This is a genomic window from Nocardia sp. NPDC003693 (genome assembly GCF_053981095.1).
Genome location: NZ_JBSFNO010000026.1, coordinates 1 through 16,003, shown reverse-complemented (window position 1 = coordinate 16,003; position 16,003 = coordinate 1). Strand labels below are relative to the sequence as shown.

Sequence of the window (16,003 nt, the reverse complement as noted above, 5' to 3'; positions counted from 1 at the left end):
CACGGGCATACTTACACCCGCACGGAAGCCGTTTTACCGGGCCTCGAAAATCAGGAAAGGCAAACCTAACTCAGCGAATTTACGGCCAACGAGCGGCACGCCGAATTAGTTCCGTCCAACCGCTGGGATTAGAGTTCACGACAGATCGGTTCAGGTTCCCGACAGCGGGCCTGCAGCACTGCCACCGGACGGCGATTCCGGCTGTGAGCTGGTGTTATCGACAGTCCAATGGCTCCGCGCCGGATCTGACCGGGTCCATCAACGACGTTGGAGGCACCGCACTCTATGACCACGCTAGAAGCTCCGGCCAAGCCGAAGCGATCCTTGTACCGAGGCGACCCCGGAATGTGGTCCTGGGCTCTGCACCGCATAACCGGCGTGACGATCTTCTTCTTCCTGTTCGTCCACGTCCTCGACACCGCCCTCGTGCGGGTCAGCCCGGACACCTACGACCAGGCCATCGAGACCTACAAGACCCCGCTGGTCGCTCTCATGGAGATGGGTCTCGTCGTCTGCGTGCTGTTCCACGCGTTCAACGGCATCCGGGTGATCCTCGTCGACTTCTGGTCGCAGGGCCCGCGCTACCAGCGGCAGATGCTCTGGGTCGTGCTCACGATCTGGATCCTCGTCGCGGGCGCCGGCATCGGCCGCCAGTTCTTCTACCTGCTGACGGAGCACTGATCATGACCGCACCTGTCCTGGGCAAGTCCTACGATCGCCCCGCCAGCCTGGACGCGCCCCGCGCTCCCCGCCGCGCCGGCGGCAGCAACTTCGAGAAGTACGCGTGGCTGTTCATGCGCGCCTCGGGCCTGCTGCTCGTCATCCTGGTCATCGGCCACATGACGATCATGCTGATGATCGACGGCGGCGTGCAGCGCCTGAACTTCGCCTTCGTGGCCGGCCGCTGGGCCAGCCCGTTCTGGCAGATCTGGGACCTGACCATGCTGTGGCTGGCCCAGCTGCACGGCGGCAACGGCATGCGCACCGTGATCGACGACTACGCCCGCAAGGACTCCACCCGCTTCTGGCTGAAGTTCCTGCTGGTCGTCTCGATGATCCTGGTGATGGGCGTGGGCACCTACGTCATCTTCACCTTCGACCCCAACATCACAGGTTAGGAACAGGCCGCCCCGAATGAGTGAGCACAGCGAACGAACCACCGGTGCTGAGTCACGTCCCGTTCAGGAGCACCGCTACGACGTCGTGATCGTCGGTGCCGGCGGCGCGGGCATGCGCGCGGCCATCGAGGCCGGGCCGCGCGTCCGCACGGCCGTCCTGACCAAGCTCTACCCGACCCGCAGCCACACCGGCGCGGCGCAGGGCGGCATGTGCGCCGCCCTCGCGAACGTGGAAGAGGACAACTGGGAGTGGCACACCTTCGACACCGTCAAGGGTGGCGACTACCTGGTCGACCAGGACGCCGCGGAGATCATGGCCAAGGAAGCCATCGACGCCGTGCTCGACCTGGAGAAGATGGGCCTGCCGTTCAACCGCACGCCCGAGGGCAAGATCGACCAGCGTCGTTTCGGCGGGCACACCCGTGACCACGGCAAGGCCCCCGTGCGCCGCGCCTGTTACGCCGCCGACCGCACCGGTCACATGATCCTGCAGACGCTGTACCAGAACTGCGTCAAGCACGACGTGGAGTTCTACAACGAGTTCTACGTGCTCGACCTGGTGCTGACCGAGGGCCCGAACGGCCCCGTCGCGACCGGCGTCGTCGCCTACGAGCTGGCCACCGGCGATCTGCACATCTTCCACGCGAAGTCGATCGTGTTCGCCACCGGCGGCTCGGGCCGCATGTACAAGACCACCTCCAACGCCCACACCCTCACCGGTGACGGCATGGCGATCGTGTTCCGCAAGGGACTCCCGCTGGAGGACATGGAGTTCCACCAGTTCCATCCGACGGGCCTGGCCGGCCTGGGCATCCTCATCTCCGAGGCGGTCCGCGGCGAGGGCGGCATCCTGCGCAACGCCTCCGGCGAGCGGTTCATGGAGCGCTACGCCCCCACCATCAAGGACCTCGCGCCGCGTGACATCGTCGCGCGCTCGATGGTGCTCGAGGTGGCCGAGGGCCGCGGCGCGGGTCCGAACAAGGACTACGTGCTCATCGACGTGACCCACCTCGGCGAGGACGTCCTCGAGGAGAAGCTCCCGGACATCACCGAGTTCGCCCGCACCTACCTGGGCGTGGACCCGGTCAAGGAGCCGGTGCCGGTCATGCCGACCTGCCACTACGTCATGGGCGGCATCCCGACCCGCATCCGCGGCGAGGTGCTGCGCAACAACACCGACATCGTTCCCGGCCTGTACGCCGCGGGCGAGTGCGCGTGCGTGTCGGTGCACGGCTCCAACCGCCTGGGCACCAACTCGCTGCTGGACATCAACGTGTTCGGCCGGCGCGCGGGCATCGCCGCCGCCGAGTACGCCCAGCGCGCGGAGTTCGTCGAGATGCCGGAGAACCCGGCGCAGATGGTGCAGAACTGGCTGGCGCTGATCCTGTCCGACCACGGCAACGAGCGCGTGGCCGACATCCGCACCGAGCTGCAGGCCACCATGGATGCCAACGCGGGCGTGTTCCGCACCGAGGACACCCTCAAGCAGGTCCTCACCGACATCCACGGGCTCAAGGACCGCTACAGCCGGATCACCGTGCAGGACAAGGGCAAGCGCTACAACAGCGACCTGCTCGAGGCCGTCGAGCTGGGCTTCCTGCTCGAGCTGGCCGAGGTCACCGTGGTGGGTGCGCTGAACCGGAAGGAATCGCGCGGCGGCCACGCCCGCGACGACTACCCGAACCGCGACGACACCAACTACATGCGCCACACCATGGCGTACAAGGAGAGCCCGGAACTGATCTCCGAGATCCGGCTCGACTACAAGCCGGTCGTGCAGACCCGTTACGAGCCGATGGAGCGTAAGTACTGATGACTGCCACACTCGAGAAGCCGGCCTCGCAGAAGCCCGCTCCGGTGCACGAGGGCTCGGTCATGATCACCGTCAAGGCCGCGCGCTTCAATCCCGAAGACGGCCAGGGCCAGCACTGGGACGAGTTCAAGGTCCCCGTGCTGCCGACGGACCGCTTCCTGAACGTGCTGATCTACATCAAGTCCTACCTGGACGGCACGCTCACCTTCCGTCGCTCGTGCGCGCACGGCGTGTGCGGCTCGGACGCCATGCGCATCAACGGCGTCAACCGGCTGGCCTGCAAGCTCCTGATGAAGGACATGCTGCCCAAGAACGGCAAGGATCTGACGATCACCGTCGAGCCCATCCGCGGTCTGCCCGTGGAGAAGGACCTCGTGGTGAACATGGAGCCGTTCTTCGACGCGTTCAAGGCGGTCAAGCCGTACCTGATCACGCGCGGCAACGAGCCGACCATGGAACGCATTCAGTCCCAGCACGATCGGGCGCGCTTCGATGACACCACCAAGTGCATCCTGTGTGCCTGCTGCACCACCTCGTGCCCGGTGTACTGGAGCGACGGCAGCTACTTCGGCCCGGCCGCGATCGTGAACGCGCACCGCTTCATCTTCGACAGCCGTGACGAGGGCGCCCGCGAGCGCCTGGACATCCTGAACGACGTCGAGGGTGTGTGGCGCTGCCGCACCACCTTCAACTGCACCGACGCGTGCCCCCGCGGCATCGAGGTCACCAAGGCGATCCAGGAAGTCAAGCGCGCCCTGCTGTTCGCGCGCTAGACGGCCCTGGGCCACCGGGGTTCGCACGAACCCTGAACCCGAGAGCGAGGCCGCCCGTATCTCCGGATACGGGCGGCTTTTCTCGTTCACACGCCTGTCGACCAGGCGGATTCACCGTATCGAAAGAGCTGTGGGGGAAGATGTCGTACCACCGTCACCGAGGCGCACGAATGCTCGCTCGCGTGCGAGCGGCGGGTTTGGGCGCGCTGCTGGTTTTCGCGGCCGCGTGCACCGGGTCGCAGGAGCAGGCCGCCGCACCCGACCTGTCGAAGTTCGAGCGGCAGTCCCTGGAATGGGGCTCGTGCCAGGACTTCTCGCAATTCGGCAAGGAGCTCGTCGAGGCCGGTCTGCAATGCGCCCGGATCACGGTGCCGCTGGACTACGACCGGGCCGACGGGACGACCGCGCAGATCGCGCTGTCCCGCCTGCCCGCGCGTGGCGAGCGCATCGGCGCGCTGGTCACCAATCCCGGCGGTCCGGGTGTGTCCGGGCTCGGCATGCTGCTGATGTTCGCGGAATCCGAACTCGCGCAGCGCTTCGACCTAGTCGGGATGGATCCGCGCGGCGGCGGGGCGTCCACGCCGAAGGTGGTGTGCCGGACGGCGGAGGAGTTCGCGGCCGAGCGCGCCGACCTGGACCTGGACTACTCCCCCGCCGGTATCGCGCAGACCGAACAGGAGAACCGGGACCTGGTCGCCGACTGCGTGCAGCGCAGCGGCGCGGAACTGCTCGCGAACGTCGGAACCATCGACGTGGCACGGGATCTCGACATCGTCCGGGCCGTTCTCGGCGACGCGAAGCTGACCTTCGTCGGCGGGTCGTACGGCACCCGGATCGGCTCGACCTACGCCGAACTGTTCCCGGATCGGGTGCGGGCCATGGTGCTGGACGGCGCGGTCGATCCCGAGACGAACATCATCGACCCGGTCAACAGCAGCCTGAGTTTCCAGCGGGCCTTCGAGACGTACGCGGCCGACTGCGTCGCGAAGTCCGCCTGCCCGCTCGGCGACGACCCGAGTCCCGCGCGAACGAGTGTGGCGCTGCGGGATCTGATGCGCCCGTTGATCGATCGCCCGGCGACCACCGCCGACGGCCGCGAACTCGGATACCGGGACGCGGCCAGCGGGGTGCTCAATTCGCTGTACAACCCCGCGAGCTGGCCCGGAATCACCAAGGGCCTCGAGGAGCTGCGCCAGGGCCGCGGCGACACCCTGCTCGCCATCGCCGATTTCATGGAGACCCAGATCGGCCTGGAGCGCGATCATCAGCAGGCTGTGCTCTGCCTCGACGACACGCGCGTCCCGGATCGCACGGCCGCGGCCGACCTGGCGCGGGAGGCGAACGCGGTCGCGCCCGCCTTCGACGACGGCCGTCCCACCGACACCGCCCCGCTCGGCGTGTGCGAATTCTGGCCCAGCGAACCCAGTTCCGTCCCGCACCGGCTGGACGTGACCGGCCTGCCGAAGACCGTCGTGATCTCCACGACCGGCGATCCGGCGACCCCGCATCAGAACGGGATCAATCTCGCCCGGGCGCTCGGCGCCACGCTGATCACCTTCGAGGGGACCCAGCACGGGGTGTTCGGCACCGGCACGGCCTGCGTGGACACACCGGCGATCGAGTACCTGATCACTCTCACCGCCCCGGCCGACGGGCTCGTCTGCAAGTCCGCCTGATCGCCGTCGCGAAGCGGAACACCCGGGCCGCCCGGATCTTTCGATCCGGGCGGCCCGTCGTGTCGGCGGCCGTGCCTACTTCGGCAGGCGTGCCAGCGCGTTCTCCGCGACGGCCTGCGCCACCGCGGGGTCGTTGCTCATGACGCCGATGATCGGGAGCTGGGTGATCGCGCGGTTGCCCCAGACACCGGGGAACTCGTCGCCGACGATCACGTCGATGAAGGTGTCGCCCTGGTGCTCGGAGCGGTAGCCCACGTAGTCGCCCAGGCGGATCTCCTGCTTGTCCAGGGTGATCAGGTCGCGTTCGCGATTCTCCAGCGAGATGAGGGTGGAGGCGCCGTCGACGGTCAGGTAGCAGCTGTCCAGAGTCTGTTCCTGCCAGTCGAACTCGACCTTGCGACTCGCCCGCAACTCGTCCAGCCCGACGCACGGCGACCGCAGGCTCGACAGCACGGTGACCGTGGTGGCCGGCGAACTGCCCTGTGCCGGATGCTCGTTCCACCGCTGGATGATCCCGGGCACCAGCTCGTCACCGGTGGCGCAGGGGTCCGCGGCCCGGTCCATCTCCACCGAAACCGTCACGCCGAGACCGCCGTCCAGCGGGATGCGGTAGTCGCACTCGGTCTGCACGAGCTGATCGCGCTGCGCGGCGGGCACGGTCTCGCGGATGTCGACCCGGTGCACCTGCCGGTCCTCGATCTCCACCACGTTCCCGTACTTGAAGGTCTCCACCTGCGGGGCGAAGCCGATGCGCACGTCGAGGTCGATCCGCCCGTCCGGCCCGCCGGTCACGACGGCGGAACAGTTCGTGGTCATGGACGAGGTGCCCAGGACGACCTCGGGCCCGAGCGTGCGCAGCCGGCCCGCGTCGAGCAGGGCGCAGGGGTCCACCTCGCGCGCCCAGCCGATCGTCTCCGGGCGTGAATCCCCCGGCGGCGCGGCGGCATCGGCCTTCGCACCCGACTTCGCGTCGTCCCCGCACGCGACGGCGGTGCACAGCAGCACCGTGACCAGGACAAGCAGTCTTGACACCAACGAATCCCCTCGTTCGATCGAACACGGAAGAGCCAGGCCCGAGCAGCCTATGCGGATGCCCGCGCGCCCCCGCAGCGAGCTACCCGGCACGCGGGCGTTCCGATCGCCACGCCGGTGCGCACACGCCGGGCGGGCGGCGGCGGGCGTTGCCCGAAGGTGCGCTCGCTGCCTATCAGTACCCCCGCCACTCCGCGTTCAACCGGCGACTTCTCCTGCTCGGCTTGGCAATCTGCGCAGCTGTGCGGGTGTTTGTTGTCGGTTTGCCGTACGGGTGCTTGCATCGACGTATGTTCACCGAGGCCCAGCTGTACTCGCCGGTGACCAAGGACGTCGACGGCGATGTCACCGTGCACCTGAGCGACGCGCACCCCGGCGTGCACGATCGCGCGTATCGCGAGCGCCGCAACGCGATCGCCGCGCTGGCCCTGGACTACCGCCCGGGCTCCCCCGTGCCCCCGATCGCCTACACCGATGCCGAGCAGGGGGTTTGGCGGATCGTCGCCGCCGAGCTCGCCCGCAAGCGGGAGCGCTACGCGTGCACGGAGGTGAACACCGCGGCCGCACGCCTCGGCCTGCCCGCCGATCACATCCCCCAGCTCGCCGAGGTCTCGGAGAAGTTGTTCCCGCTCAGCGGATTCCGTTACGTCCCGGCCGCCGGCCTGGTCCCGCTGCGCGAGTTCTTCGGATCCTTCGCGGATCGAATCTTCCACTCCACGCAGTACATTCGGCACCACTCCGCGCCGCTGTACACCCCCGAGCCCGATGCCGTGCACGAGATCCTCGGTCACGCAACACAATTGGCGAGCCCGCGGTTCGCCGCGGTCTACGCGGCCGTCGGCGCGGCGGTGGCCCGCCTGGAGACCGAGCGGGCGCTCAAGTTCCTGGCCGACGTGTTCTGGTTCTCGATGGAGTTCGGCGTGGTTCGCGAGAACGGTGAGATCCGTTGCTACGGTGCGGGACTGCTGTCCTCGTACGGGGAGATCGAGGAGTTCCGGCACGCCGAGCTGCGCCCCCTGGACATCGCGGAGATGGGGAACGCGGTGTACGACATCACCCGCTACCAGCCGGTGCTGTACTGCGCGGAGTCGATCGCCGAGATAGAGGACACCGTCGGCGGCTTCTTCGCCACGATGGACGACGACGCACCGCTCAGAGCCGCATCCCGGATTCCAGGAAGGCTATGACTCGGGCGATGGACGCGGGATCGAACGGATCGCTGTCCATCAGCACGGCCTTGGCGGCCCCGATCAGCGCCCCGGCCAGGGCTCGCACCTCGAAGTCCGCGGGCGTGCGCCCGGCCCGCTCGGCCACCAGTTCCGCGACCATGTCGACGTTGCGATCCATCTCCAGCGCCAGCACGCCCCGCAGTTCCGGGACGGTGCTGACGAAGCTCGCGCGCTCGCGTTCGAAGGCGAACTGCGCGGGATCAAGGGACCCGAACGACTCCACGGTGGCGCGCCGGAACGCCTCGAGGGCGGAGAGTTCGGGCGGCTGGGCCCGGAACCGCTCCATCATGATCGGGTCCAGGTCGTCGGCCAGGACCACCTGTTCCTTGGACGGGAAGTAGCGGAAGAAGGTGCTCGGGGAGATGTCGGCGGCGTCGGCGATCTGTTCCACGGTGGTGGCCGCGTAGCCCTGCTCACGGAAGAGCCGGAAAGCCTCGAGCCGGATGGCCGAGCGGGTGCGCTCCTTCTTGCGTTCGCGCAGCCCGGGCCGGGCCCGGACCGCGGGTTCCCCGGCCGGTTCGGGGACCGACCGGGACCGGGTGGACTCCGCGTGGATGGACTCAGCCGACATGTACCGATTGTGCAGCATCGGGCGTGGCCGCCGGCCCGGCCGGTGCCCGGGTGAGCAGGGCGGCCAGGACCGTCGCGCCCAGGCAGACCGCGGCGCACACCCACAGCATGGCGCTCATCCCGCTCATGAAGGCCGACTGCACGTGGGCCAGCAGCTCCGCGTCGCCGAGCCGATGGGCAACGCCCACACCGGCATTGACGCCGTCGTCGACGGGCGGCCGGTTCGCCGCGCCGAGTTCGGCGCGGTACCGGGTGGACAGCACCGTGCCCAGTACCGCGACGCCGATGGTGCCCGCCGCCTGGCGCAGCGCCTGCAGCAGCGCGGATCCGGACCCGGCGCGTTCGGCGGCGAGTTCGCCCATGGCCAGGCCCATGGCGGCGGGCATGACCAGGCCCATGCCCGCGCCGAGCAGGGTGAGCGCGGTGGCGGCGACCCCGTACCCGCTGTCGGCGGTGAGCAGCGCGGCCAGCGCGAGACCGCCCGCGAGCAGCGCGAATCCGCCGGTGAGCACCACGCGCAGCCCCGCCCGGGGCAGCAGCGCGTCGACCACCCGGCTGCCGACGATGAGACCGCCGATGAGCGGCAGCAGACGCAGGCCGCTGCCGAGCGCGTCGGCGCCCAGCACGGCCTGGAAGTACTGCGGCATGGTGAAGAAGAGGCCGAACATGGCGAAGTTGACGACGATCATATAGACGGTGCCCCAGCGGAATCCGGGTGCGGCGAAGAGTCCGAGGTCGATCAGCGGATGCGCCGCGCGACGCTGCCACAGCACGAACGCGGTCAGCAGCGCGGCGCCGCCGGCCACCGCGGCCCAGGCCGGTCCGTCGCTCCAGCCCTGCTCGCCGAACCGGATGAATCCGTAGGTGAGACCGAGCATTCCGAGCACGGACAGCACGACACCGGGCAGATCCACCCGAATCGCGGTGGCGCTGCGTGATTCCGGCACCAGCAGCGCGACGGCGGTCGCGCCGATCGCCACCATGGGCACGTTGATCAGGAACACCGAACCCCACCAGAAGTTCTGGAGCAGCCACCCGCCCACGATCGGGCCGAGCGGCAGGCCGATGGCGGTCGAGGTGATCCAGATGGTCAGGGCGCGTTGGCGATCGGCGGGGTCGGGGAACAGGCCCGGCAGAATCGCCATGGACAGCGGCATCATGGCCGCGGCGGCGAGTCCGAGGACCGCGCGGGCGGCGATGAGCTGACCGGACGTGCCGGCGAAGGCGCAGGCCAGCGAGGCCGCCCCGAACAGCAGCAGCGCGGCCAGCAGCAGTTTCTTGCGCCCGTAGCGATCGCCGAGCGCGCCCGCCGGGAGCATGACCGCGGCCAGCGCGAGGGTATACGCGCTGCTGAACCACTGCAGCGCGCCGGTGCCCGCGTGCAGATCGACGGCGAGCGTGGGCAGCGCGACGGTGAGCACGGTGACGTCGAGCCCGATGGTGAGCATGGCCACGGCGAGCGCGCCGAGTGCCAGCCAGCGCTTCGAAGCCGAATCATTCATGACAGTCCCTATCAGTTGAAAACAACTAGATAATGAGAGAGTCTTTCAAATTAGAGAGACTGTCAAAACTTGACGCGTCACCGAGTCGCCGCGCCCGGGCGGCTGATGCCCGCCCGGCATGACGTTTCAACGAGCCGCTGTTACCGTCATCCGGTCCGTTTTCAACGCGACTACCGCACAACAGGTCTGGATCTTTGAGGCTCTAAATGACTGAAAACGCAACAGAACCCGTGGCGACACCGCTGCACCTGCAGGGTCGTGACGCCGTAATCGCCGCTGCCGCACCGGAAGAGTGGCGCGACGGGGTTCCCGACTATCACCTGAGCTCGGTCGTCATGCCGGTCGAGCGAACCACCGACCACGCGCCGGACTCGCTGGAGTTCATCGTCGAAGAACTCGTGAAGGTCTTCGAGATGGAGGTCTCGCACAAGAAGGACCCCGCGACGTGGGTCTCGCTGGTCGCCGAGCACTACCGCGGGCGGGTCAACGGCGGCGAATGGCAGGACTCCGAGGAGTTCGCGCGCATCGGCTCGTACAACATCCTGATCGGCGAGAACCCGTACTACCCCGGCGGCGAGACCTTCGAGTCCTCGCACCACATCTTCCACACCGCCTTCCCGGGCGGCTTCTTCTGGGAGGTGCTCGAGGTCCTGTCCGGGCCGCCGACCGTCACCTTCAAGTGGCGGCACTGGGGCCGGTACACCGGCGAGTACAAGGGCCACGAGCCCACCGGCGAGATGATCGAGATGACCGGCATCACCATTGCCAAGGTCAGCGATGACCTGCGCATTCTCGAGCTCGAGCACTTCTACGACAACAACCGGTTGCTCGGCCCGCTGGCCCACGGCTGCCCGGTGACCAAGACCTCCTGACCCGTCGAACTTTCGCGCGTGCCCACAGCCCCGGGCGCGCCGCCCCACGGTCCCGCGTTCCCGGGGCCGTTCGCACCGGTCGCCCCGCCGCACAGCCCGCGGCGGGGCGACTCGCACTTCCCGTGCGGAACGCATCGGTCGCAGTCACCGTGCGGGATGCGCCGAGGTGCACGCACCGCGCGGACCGCTCGGCTCTAAGCTCGTCCGCGATGAGCATCCGCAGGCATTCGCGCCATGACCAGAGTCCGGCCCATCGCCGACCACGTCGGCATCGCTCCGCTTCCGGCGGCACCGCCCTGCTCGCCGTGGCGCTGACAACGGCCACCCTGACCGTCGCTTCCGCGCCGCTACCGGCGGCCAGAGCCCAACCTCCCACCACCACAACGCCGTTCACCACGCCCGATACCGACGACTGCCCGAACCGGACCACACCCCCGCCGCCGATCGACCTGTCGGAGGTACCGCGCCCCGGCCGGACATCGCCCGCGCCGCTGCCGATCCCGTCCCCGCCCATCGGCGGCAAGAGTCTGGGTTCGTGCGGGGTGATCCGGCCCGCGGGCGCACCGCAACCGCCGGAGGGGATTTCGGCGACCGCGTACCAGGTGTCCGATCTCGACACCGGCGAGGTGCTGATCGCCAAGGACCCGCACGGCCGCTACCGTCCGGCGTCCACCATCAAGGTGCTGCTGGCCGCGGTCGCGCTGCGCACCCTGGACCTGAACAAGGTGGTGATCGGCACCCAGGAGGACGCCGACGTGGACGGGACCCGGGTGGGTATCGGCCCCGGCGGCCGGTACACCAACCGGCAGCTGTTCCAGGCGCTCATCATGGCCTCGGGCAACGACGCCGCGCACGCCATCGCCGCCCAGCTCGGCGGCGACGACGCGGCGGTGGCCAAGATGAACGATCTCGCGGAGCGATTGCAGGCCAAGGACACTCGCGCGGCCACGCCCTCGGGCCTGGACGGGCCGGGCATGAGCACCTCGGCCTACGACCTGTCGGTGGTGTTCCGCGAGGCCATGTCGATCCCGCTGTTCGCCGAACTGATCCACACCGAGGAGGTCGGCTTCCCGGGCTACGGCGCGGATCCGAAGAATCCGGCCGCGACCGAGCACCCGGGCTACCCCATCGCGAACGACAATCTCCTGCTGTTCAACTACGACGGCGCGATCGGCGGCAAGACCGGATTCACCGACGACGCGCGCCAGACCTTCGTGGCCGCGGCCCAGCGCAACGGCCGCAGGCTGGTGGTCACCCTGCTCAAAGCCGATGTGCGGCCGTACCGTCCGTTCGAGCAGGCCGCCAAGCTGCTCGACTACGGTTTCGCGCTGCCGTCGGGCGCGAGCGTCGGTGAGCTGCCGGAGGTGAACACCCCCGAGGTCGCGACCTCGACGGCGGCGCTGGCGACCCCGCCCAAGCCGGTCGCGGCCGATGTCGACGACGCCGGTGGGCGGCACGACGATCTGCGCGTGACCCTCATGGTCGGCGGGATCATCCTGGTGCTGTTCCTGCTCGCGGGAGCGCGCCAGATCCACCAGCGCCGCTACTAGCGGCGCGGGTCAGCGCCGCCGCAGCACCGAAACCAGTGCTCCCGCAACGGCGCCCGCACCGAACAGCGCCGCGCCCGCGCCGGCCGTGAGCCCGGAGATCGACACCCGGGGCTCGATCACGGCCGGGGCGGGCGGCGGGATGTCGGCCGGCAGATCGTTCTCCGACGCGGTGGCCGCCCACGCGGTGGCGAACAGGATGATCCGCGCGGTGAAGTAGCTGAACACCATGAGGCCGATGATCGGGCCGAAGGTCACCCCGGCGGGGCCGTTGACGACCGACCGCAGCACCAGCGACGAGAGTTGTTTGAGCAGTTCGAACACCACCGCCGCGATCAGCGCCGCGCGGGCCGCGCTGCGCAGCGTCACCGGGTGCCGGGGCATGCGGGCGATGACCCACACGAACACGGCCCAGTTCGCGAGCACGGCCAGGATCAGGGACAGCACGGTCAGCAACGCCGTGATGCCCGGCGCCTCGGAGATCTCGAACCTGCGCAGCAGCGTGCGGATGAGGCCGCTCGAGGCCAGCACCGACAGGCCGAGCGAGACGCCGATGGCCAGGAACAGGCCCACCATGGCCAGCAGATCCGAGAGTTTGGTCAGCGCCCAATTGCGGTCCTGGACAGGCTGTTCCCACTGTTCGGTGAGCGCGGCCCGCAGGTTCGCGATCCAGCCCAGACCCGCGTACGCGCCCGCCAGCAGGCCGACGATGCCCACGCCCGCGCGCGAGTCGACCGCCTGGGTGATCAGGTCGTTGATCTGATCACCGGCCGCGCCGGGAATGTTCTCGACGATCTTGGCCTGAATCTCGTTGAGCAGCTCCGGATCTCGCGCCAGTACGAAGCCGGCCACCGCGAATCCCACCATGAGCAACGGGAACAGCGAGAGCACCGTGAAGTAGGTGATGCCCGCGGCGTAGTAGTCGCCGCGCTGCCGCTGGTACCGCCCGGCCGCCCGCACCAGGTGGTCCAGCCAGTGGCGCCTGCGGATCTCCCGCTCGATGCGCGCCCTCGTCTTGTCGAACACCGCTCACCTCCACCGAACACCAGGTCAGATCGATCACTCTTCCATCCCCCCGGCCGGGTCGCCGCCAGGTGCTCCGGCGCGGCGATTGTGACGCGTGCCCGGCCCCGGGCGCCCTCGTGGAATACCCACGCGGCGGGTAGCGACACCGCCGGGCGTGACACAGCCGGGCGCGGCAGCATCGGGCGCGGCCGACGGGCGGATCGACCCTGACCGACTTCGGCGACGGCGTGGTCAGCGGAACGGCGGCCGCGCTCGCCGCCCGCGTTCCGCCGACGCGTGGAATGTCCGGGTTCCGGGACGGGTTCGCGCCCCGCGGGTTAGCGTGATGACCTTGGTCCGCCCGCCCCGACGACCGGAGACCGCCCGCGTGAAAACCGCACTGCTGACCTTGGCCCTGACCGCGAGCGCCGTGCTCGCCATGCCCGGCGCGGCCGCCGCCCCGGCGAGCGCCTTCGACCTGCAGGCGCATCGCGGCGGGCGCGGGCTGGTCGTGGAGAACACGCTGCCCGCGTTCGCGCACGCCCTGGAACTGGGGGTATCGACCCTCGAACTCGATATCGGGATCACCGCCGACGGGCGCGAGGTCATCACGCACGACGCCGCCGTCGACGGCGGCAAGTGCGCCGACACCGGACCCGTGACGCCCGGCGATCCGCAATTCCCCTACGTCGGCAAGTTCATCAAGGACCTGACTTTCGACCAGGTCCGCACCCTCGACTGCGGATCGAAGGCCCAGGCGGACTACCCCGGCCAGCGCACCGCGCCCGGCGCGCGGATGCCCACCCTGGACGAGGTGTTCGCCCTCGCCGCCGACCGCGGGGCCGACACCGTGCGGTTCAGCATCGAGTTGAAGAACGATCCGGCGGCCCGCGAGACCGCGCCGCGCGAGGTGTTCGTCGCCCGCGCCGTCGCCGAGATCGACCGGGCGGGCATGCGCGAGCGCGCCGCGATCCAGAGCTTCGACTGGGGCACGCTGATCCAGGTGCACGCGGCCGATCCCGGCCTGCGGCTCTACGCGCTCACCGAGCCCACGAAGGTGTACCCCTTCTCCCCGTGGCTGGGCGGCCTGGACATCGCCCGATTCGGCGGCAGCCTGGCCCGCGCCGCGAAGTCCTTCGGCGCGGCCGCGCTCTCGCCGCTGTACGCGCTGCCGCCCAGCGGTTCGGCGAGTCTGCCTCTGGTAACCCGTGATTCGGTCGCCGAGGCGCACGCCGCGGGAATCCTGGTCGTGCCGTGGACGGTCAACGAGCCCGGCGCGATGCGCTCGCTGCTGGACACGGGCGTGGACGGCATCATCACCGACTATCCGGACCGCCTGCGCGAGGTGCTGAGCGACCGGGGCGCGCCGCTGCCGCCGCGCTACCCGGCGCGCTGACGGCCGGCCGGCATTCGATCGCGGGCGCCGACCAACCCCTGAGCGGCCCGCGGCGAGTGGCGGGTTCGTCGCGCGCCCGCAGGCACTACGCCACAACCGCTCCTGGAAGTGATCCGGTTCCGGTAGTCAGACGCGGTGCTCGATGGCGCGGTATCTCGTTACAGGAGGCGTGGTCCGGCCGCCGCCGGCGCGCGGACGACCCGGTCGATGTCTGGTGAACCGGCCTCGGCGTTCGACTCCGGCCGTTCCGAACGGCGAACGCCCGCGGACTCTTCCGCGGGCGTTCGGGTAGGCGCCGATCAGCGGGCCAGCAGGCCGATCCGGTCGTACACCTGGGCCAGGGTCTTGCTCGCGACCTCGCGGGCCCGGTCCGCGCCGGCGGCGAGGATGCGGTCCAGCTCGGTCTGATCGGACATGAACTCGTTCACCTTGGCCTGCAACGGCGTAACGAACTCCACCAGGGCGTCGGCGGTGGCGGCCTTGAGGTCGCCGTAGCCCTTGCCCGCGAAGTCCTGTTCCAGGGTGACGATCGGGGTCTCGATCAGCGAGCTCAGGATGACCAGCAGGTTGCTGACGCCCGCCTTGTGCTCCGGGTCGTAGCGGATCTCGCGTTCGGTGTCGGTGACGGCCGAGCGGATCTTCTTGGCCGAGACCTTGGGATCGTCGAGCAGGTTGAGCAGGCCCGCGTCCGAGGAGGCGGACTTGCTCATCTTGGCGGTGGGATCCTGCAGGTCGTAGATCTTGGCGGTGCCGGTGACGATGTGCGGCTCGGGCACCACGAAGGTCTTCTTGTACCGGGTGTTGAAGCGCTGGGCCAGGTTTCGGGTCAGCTCCAGGTGCTGGCGCTGATCCTCGCCGACCGGAACCAGCTGCGGGCGGTACAGCAGGATGTCCGCGGCCATGAGCACCGGGTAGGTGAACAGGCCCACGGTGGCGTTCTCCGCACCCTGCTTGACCGACTTGTCCTTGAACTGGGTCATGCGGCTGGCCTCGCCGAAACCGGTGAGGCAGTTCAGGACCCAGGCCAGCTCGGCGTGCTCGGGCACCTGGCTCTGCACGAACAGCGTCGACTTCTTGGGGTCGACGCCCAGGGCCAGCAGCTGCGCGGCCGAGATCTTGGTCCGCCGGCGCAGTTCCTTGGGATCCTGCGGCACGGTGATGGCGTGCAGGTCCGGGATGAAATAGAAGGCGTCGTAGTCGTCCTGCAGGCGCACCCAGTACTGCACCGCGCCGAGGTAGTTCCCGAAGTGGAACGAATCGCTGGTCGGCTGGATCCCGGAGAGGACCCGCTGCTTGCGGTCGGCGGAGGGTGCAGGACTCGACATGGTTCCGATCTTTCCATGCCGGTCCAGCTGTATTTGATCTGCCTCCGCTGCGCTCCGGCTGTTCGCGGCCCTCGTAACCCGGTTCTTCCCTCCTCCGCTCCTCCGCTTCGCTCCCCCGCTCCGTCAGTCCAGAACCGGGCGGGCC

The 16,003-nt window shown here is 69.2% G+C and carries 14 protein-coding genes; 9 read left to right on the top strand and 5 right to left on the bottom strand.

Annotated features, from left to right (window positions below; genetic code table 11):
* Positions 1-285 precede the first annotated feature (285 nt).
* From sdhC to ACWDOP_RS25560, 5 genes are all read left to right on the top strand, one after another.
* Positions 286-681 carry a succinate dehydrogenase, cytochrome b556 subunit gene (gene sdhC / locus ACWDOP_RS25580; protein WP_454202450.1) on the top strand — a complete coding sequence of 132 codons (396 nt, stop codon included), beginning with the start codon at positions 286-288 and terminating at the stop codon, positions 679-681.
* 2 nt (positions 682-683) lie between these two features.
* A complete protein-coding gene (locus ACWDOP_RS25575; protein ID WP_354991132.1) occupies positions 684-1,118 on the top strand; it encodes a succinate dehydrogenase hydrophobic membrane anchor subunit in 435 nt (144 codons plus the stop codon).
* Positions 1,119-1,134: 16 nt separating this feature from the next.
* Positions 1,135-2,931, top strand: coding sequence for a succinate dehydrogenase flavoprotein subunit (gene sdhA, locus ACWDOP_RS25570; protein ID WP_456347082.1), 1,797 nt, complete (start codon positions 1,135-1,137; stop codon positions 2,929-2,931).
* Positions 2,931-3,704, top strand: a complete 774-nt coding sequence (locus ACWDOP_RS25565) for a succinate dehydrogenase iron-sulfur subunit (RefSeq protein WP_456347081.1) — start codon at positions 2,931-2,933, stop codon at positions 3,702-3,704. The genes sdhA and ACWDOP_RS25565 overlap by 1 nt, the downstream gene beginning before the upstream one ends.
* Positions 3,705-3,874: 170 nt before the next feature.
* Positions 3,875-5,380 carry an alpha/beta hydrolase gene (locus ACWDOP_RS25560; protein ID WP_456347080.1) on the top strand — a complete coding sequence of 502 codons (1,506 nt, stop codon included), beginning with the start codon at positions 3,875-3,877 and terminating at the stop codon, positions 5,378-5,380.
* 75 nt (positions 5,381-5,455) lie between these two features.
* Here ACWDOP_RS25560 and ACWDOP_RS25555 read toward each other — a convergent pair whose 3' ends face one another.
* Entirely contained in the window at positions 5,456-6,412 is a 957-nt protein-coding gene (locus ACWDOP_RS25555; RefSeq protein ID WP_456347079.1) for a hypothetical protein, read from the bottom strand.
* A gap of 290 nt (positions 6,413-6,702) precedes the next feature.
* On the opposite strand from ACWDOP_RS25555, the gene ACWDOP_RS25550 reads away from it, so the two are divergent.
* Positions 6,703-7,599: a phenylalanine 4-monooxygenase gene (locus tag ACWDOP_RS25550; protein WP_456347078.1), complete on the top strand. Its 897-nt coding sequence runs from the start codon at positions 6,703-6,705 to the stop codon at positions 7,597-7,599.
* Here the strand turns inward: ACWDOP_RS25550 and ACWDOP_RS25545 are convergent.
* Positions 7,565-8,212 carry an acyl-CoA-like ligand-binding transcription factor gene (locus ACWDOP_RS25545; protein ID WP_456347077.1) on the bottom strand — a complete coding sequence of 216 codons (648 nt, stop codon included), beginning with the start codon at positions 8,210-8,212 and terminating at the stop codon, positions 7,565-7,567. The genes ACWDOP_RS25550 and ACWDOP_RS25545 overlap by 35 nt on opposite strands.
* Positions 8,202-9,713, bottom strand: a complete 1,512-nt coding sequence (locus ACWDOP_RS25540) for a DHA2 family efflux MFS transporter permease subunit (RefSeq protein WP_456347076.1) — start codon at positions 9,711-9,713, stop codon at positions 8,202-8,204. The genes ACWDOP_RS25545 and ACWDOP_RS25540 overlap by 11 nt, the downstream gene beginning before the upstream one ends.
* Before the next feature lie 206 nt (positions 9,714-9,919).
* Between ACWDOP_RS25540 and ACWDOP_RS25535 the strand changes: the two genes are divergently transcribed.
* Together ACWDOP_RS25535 and ACWDOP_RS25530 are read left to right on the top strand one after the other, a co-directional pair.
* Positions 9,920-10,585, top strand: a complete 666-nt coding sequence (locus tag ACWDOP_RS25535; protein WP_456347075.1) for an ester cyclase — start codon at positions 9,920-9,922, stop codon at positions 10,583-10,585.
* Positions 10,586-10,794: 209 nt separating this feature from the next.
* Positions 10,795-12,135 (top strand): D-alanyl-D-alanine carboxypeptidase family protein, encoded by a 1,341-nt coding sequence (locus ACWDOP_RS25530; protein WP_456347074.1) that lies wholly within the window; start codon positions 10,795-10,797, stop codon positions 12,133-12,135.
* A 9-nt stretch (positions 12,136-12,144) separates the two neighbouring features.
* On the opposite strand, the gene yhjD is transcribed toward ACWDOP_RS25530, so the two are convergent.
* A complete protein-coding gene (gene yhjD / locus ACWDOP_RS25525; RefSeq protein WP_454202440.1) occupies positions 12,145-13,158 on the bottom strand; it encodes an inner membrane protein YhjD in 1,014 nt (337 codons plus the stop codon).
* Between the two features lie 325 nt (positions 13,159-13,483).
* Between yhjD and ACWDOP_RS25520 the strand changes: the two genes are divergently transcribed.
* The gene (locus tag ACWDOP_RS25520) at positions 13,484-14,533 is read left to right on the top strand and encodes a glycerophosphodiester phosphodiesterase family protein (protein WP_456347073.1); all 1,050 of its coding nucleotides are present in this window, start codon (positions 13,484-13,486) and stop codon (positions 14,531-14,533) included.
* 299 nt (positions 14,534-14,832) lie between these two features.
* Here the strand turns inward: ACWDOP_RS25520 and trpS are convergent, their stop codons facing one another.
* A complete protein-coding gene (gene trpS, locus ACWDOP_RS25515) occupies positions 14,833-15,858 on the bottom strand; it encodes a tryptophan--tRNA ligase (RefSeq protein WP_456347072.1) in 1,026 nt (341 codons plus the stop codon).
* Positions 15,859-16,003: the final 145 nt, after the last annotated feature.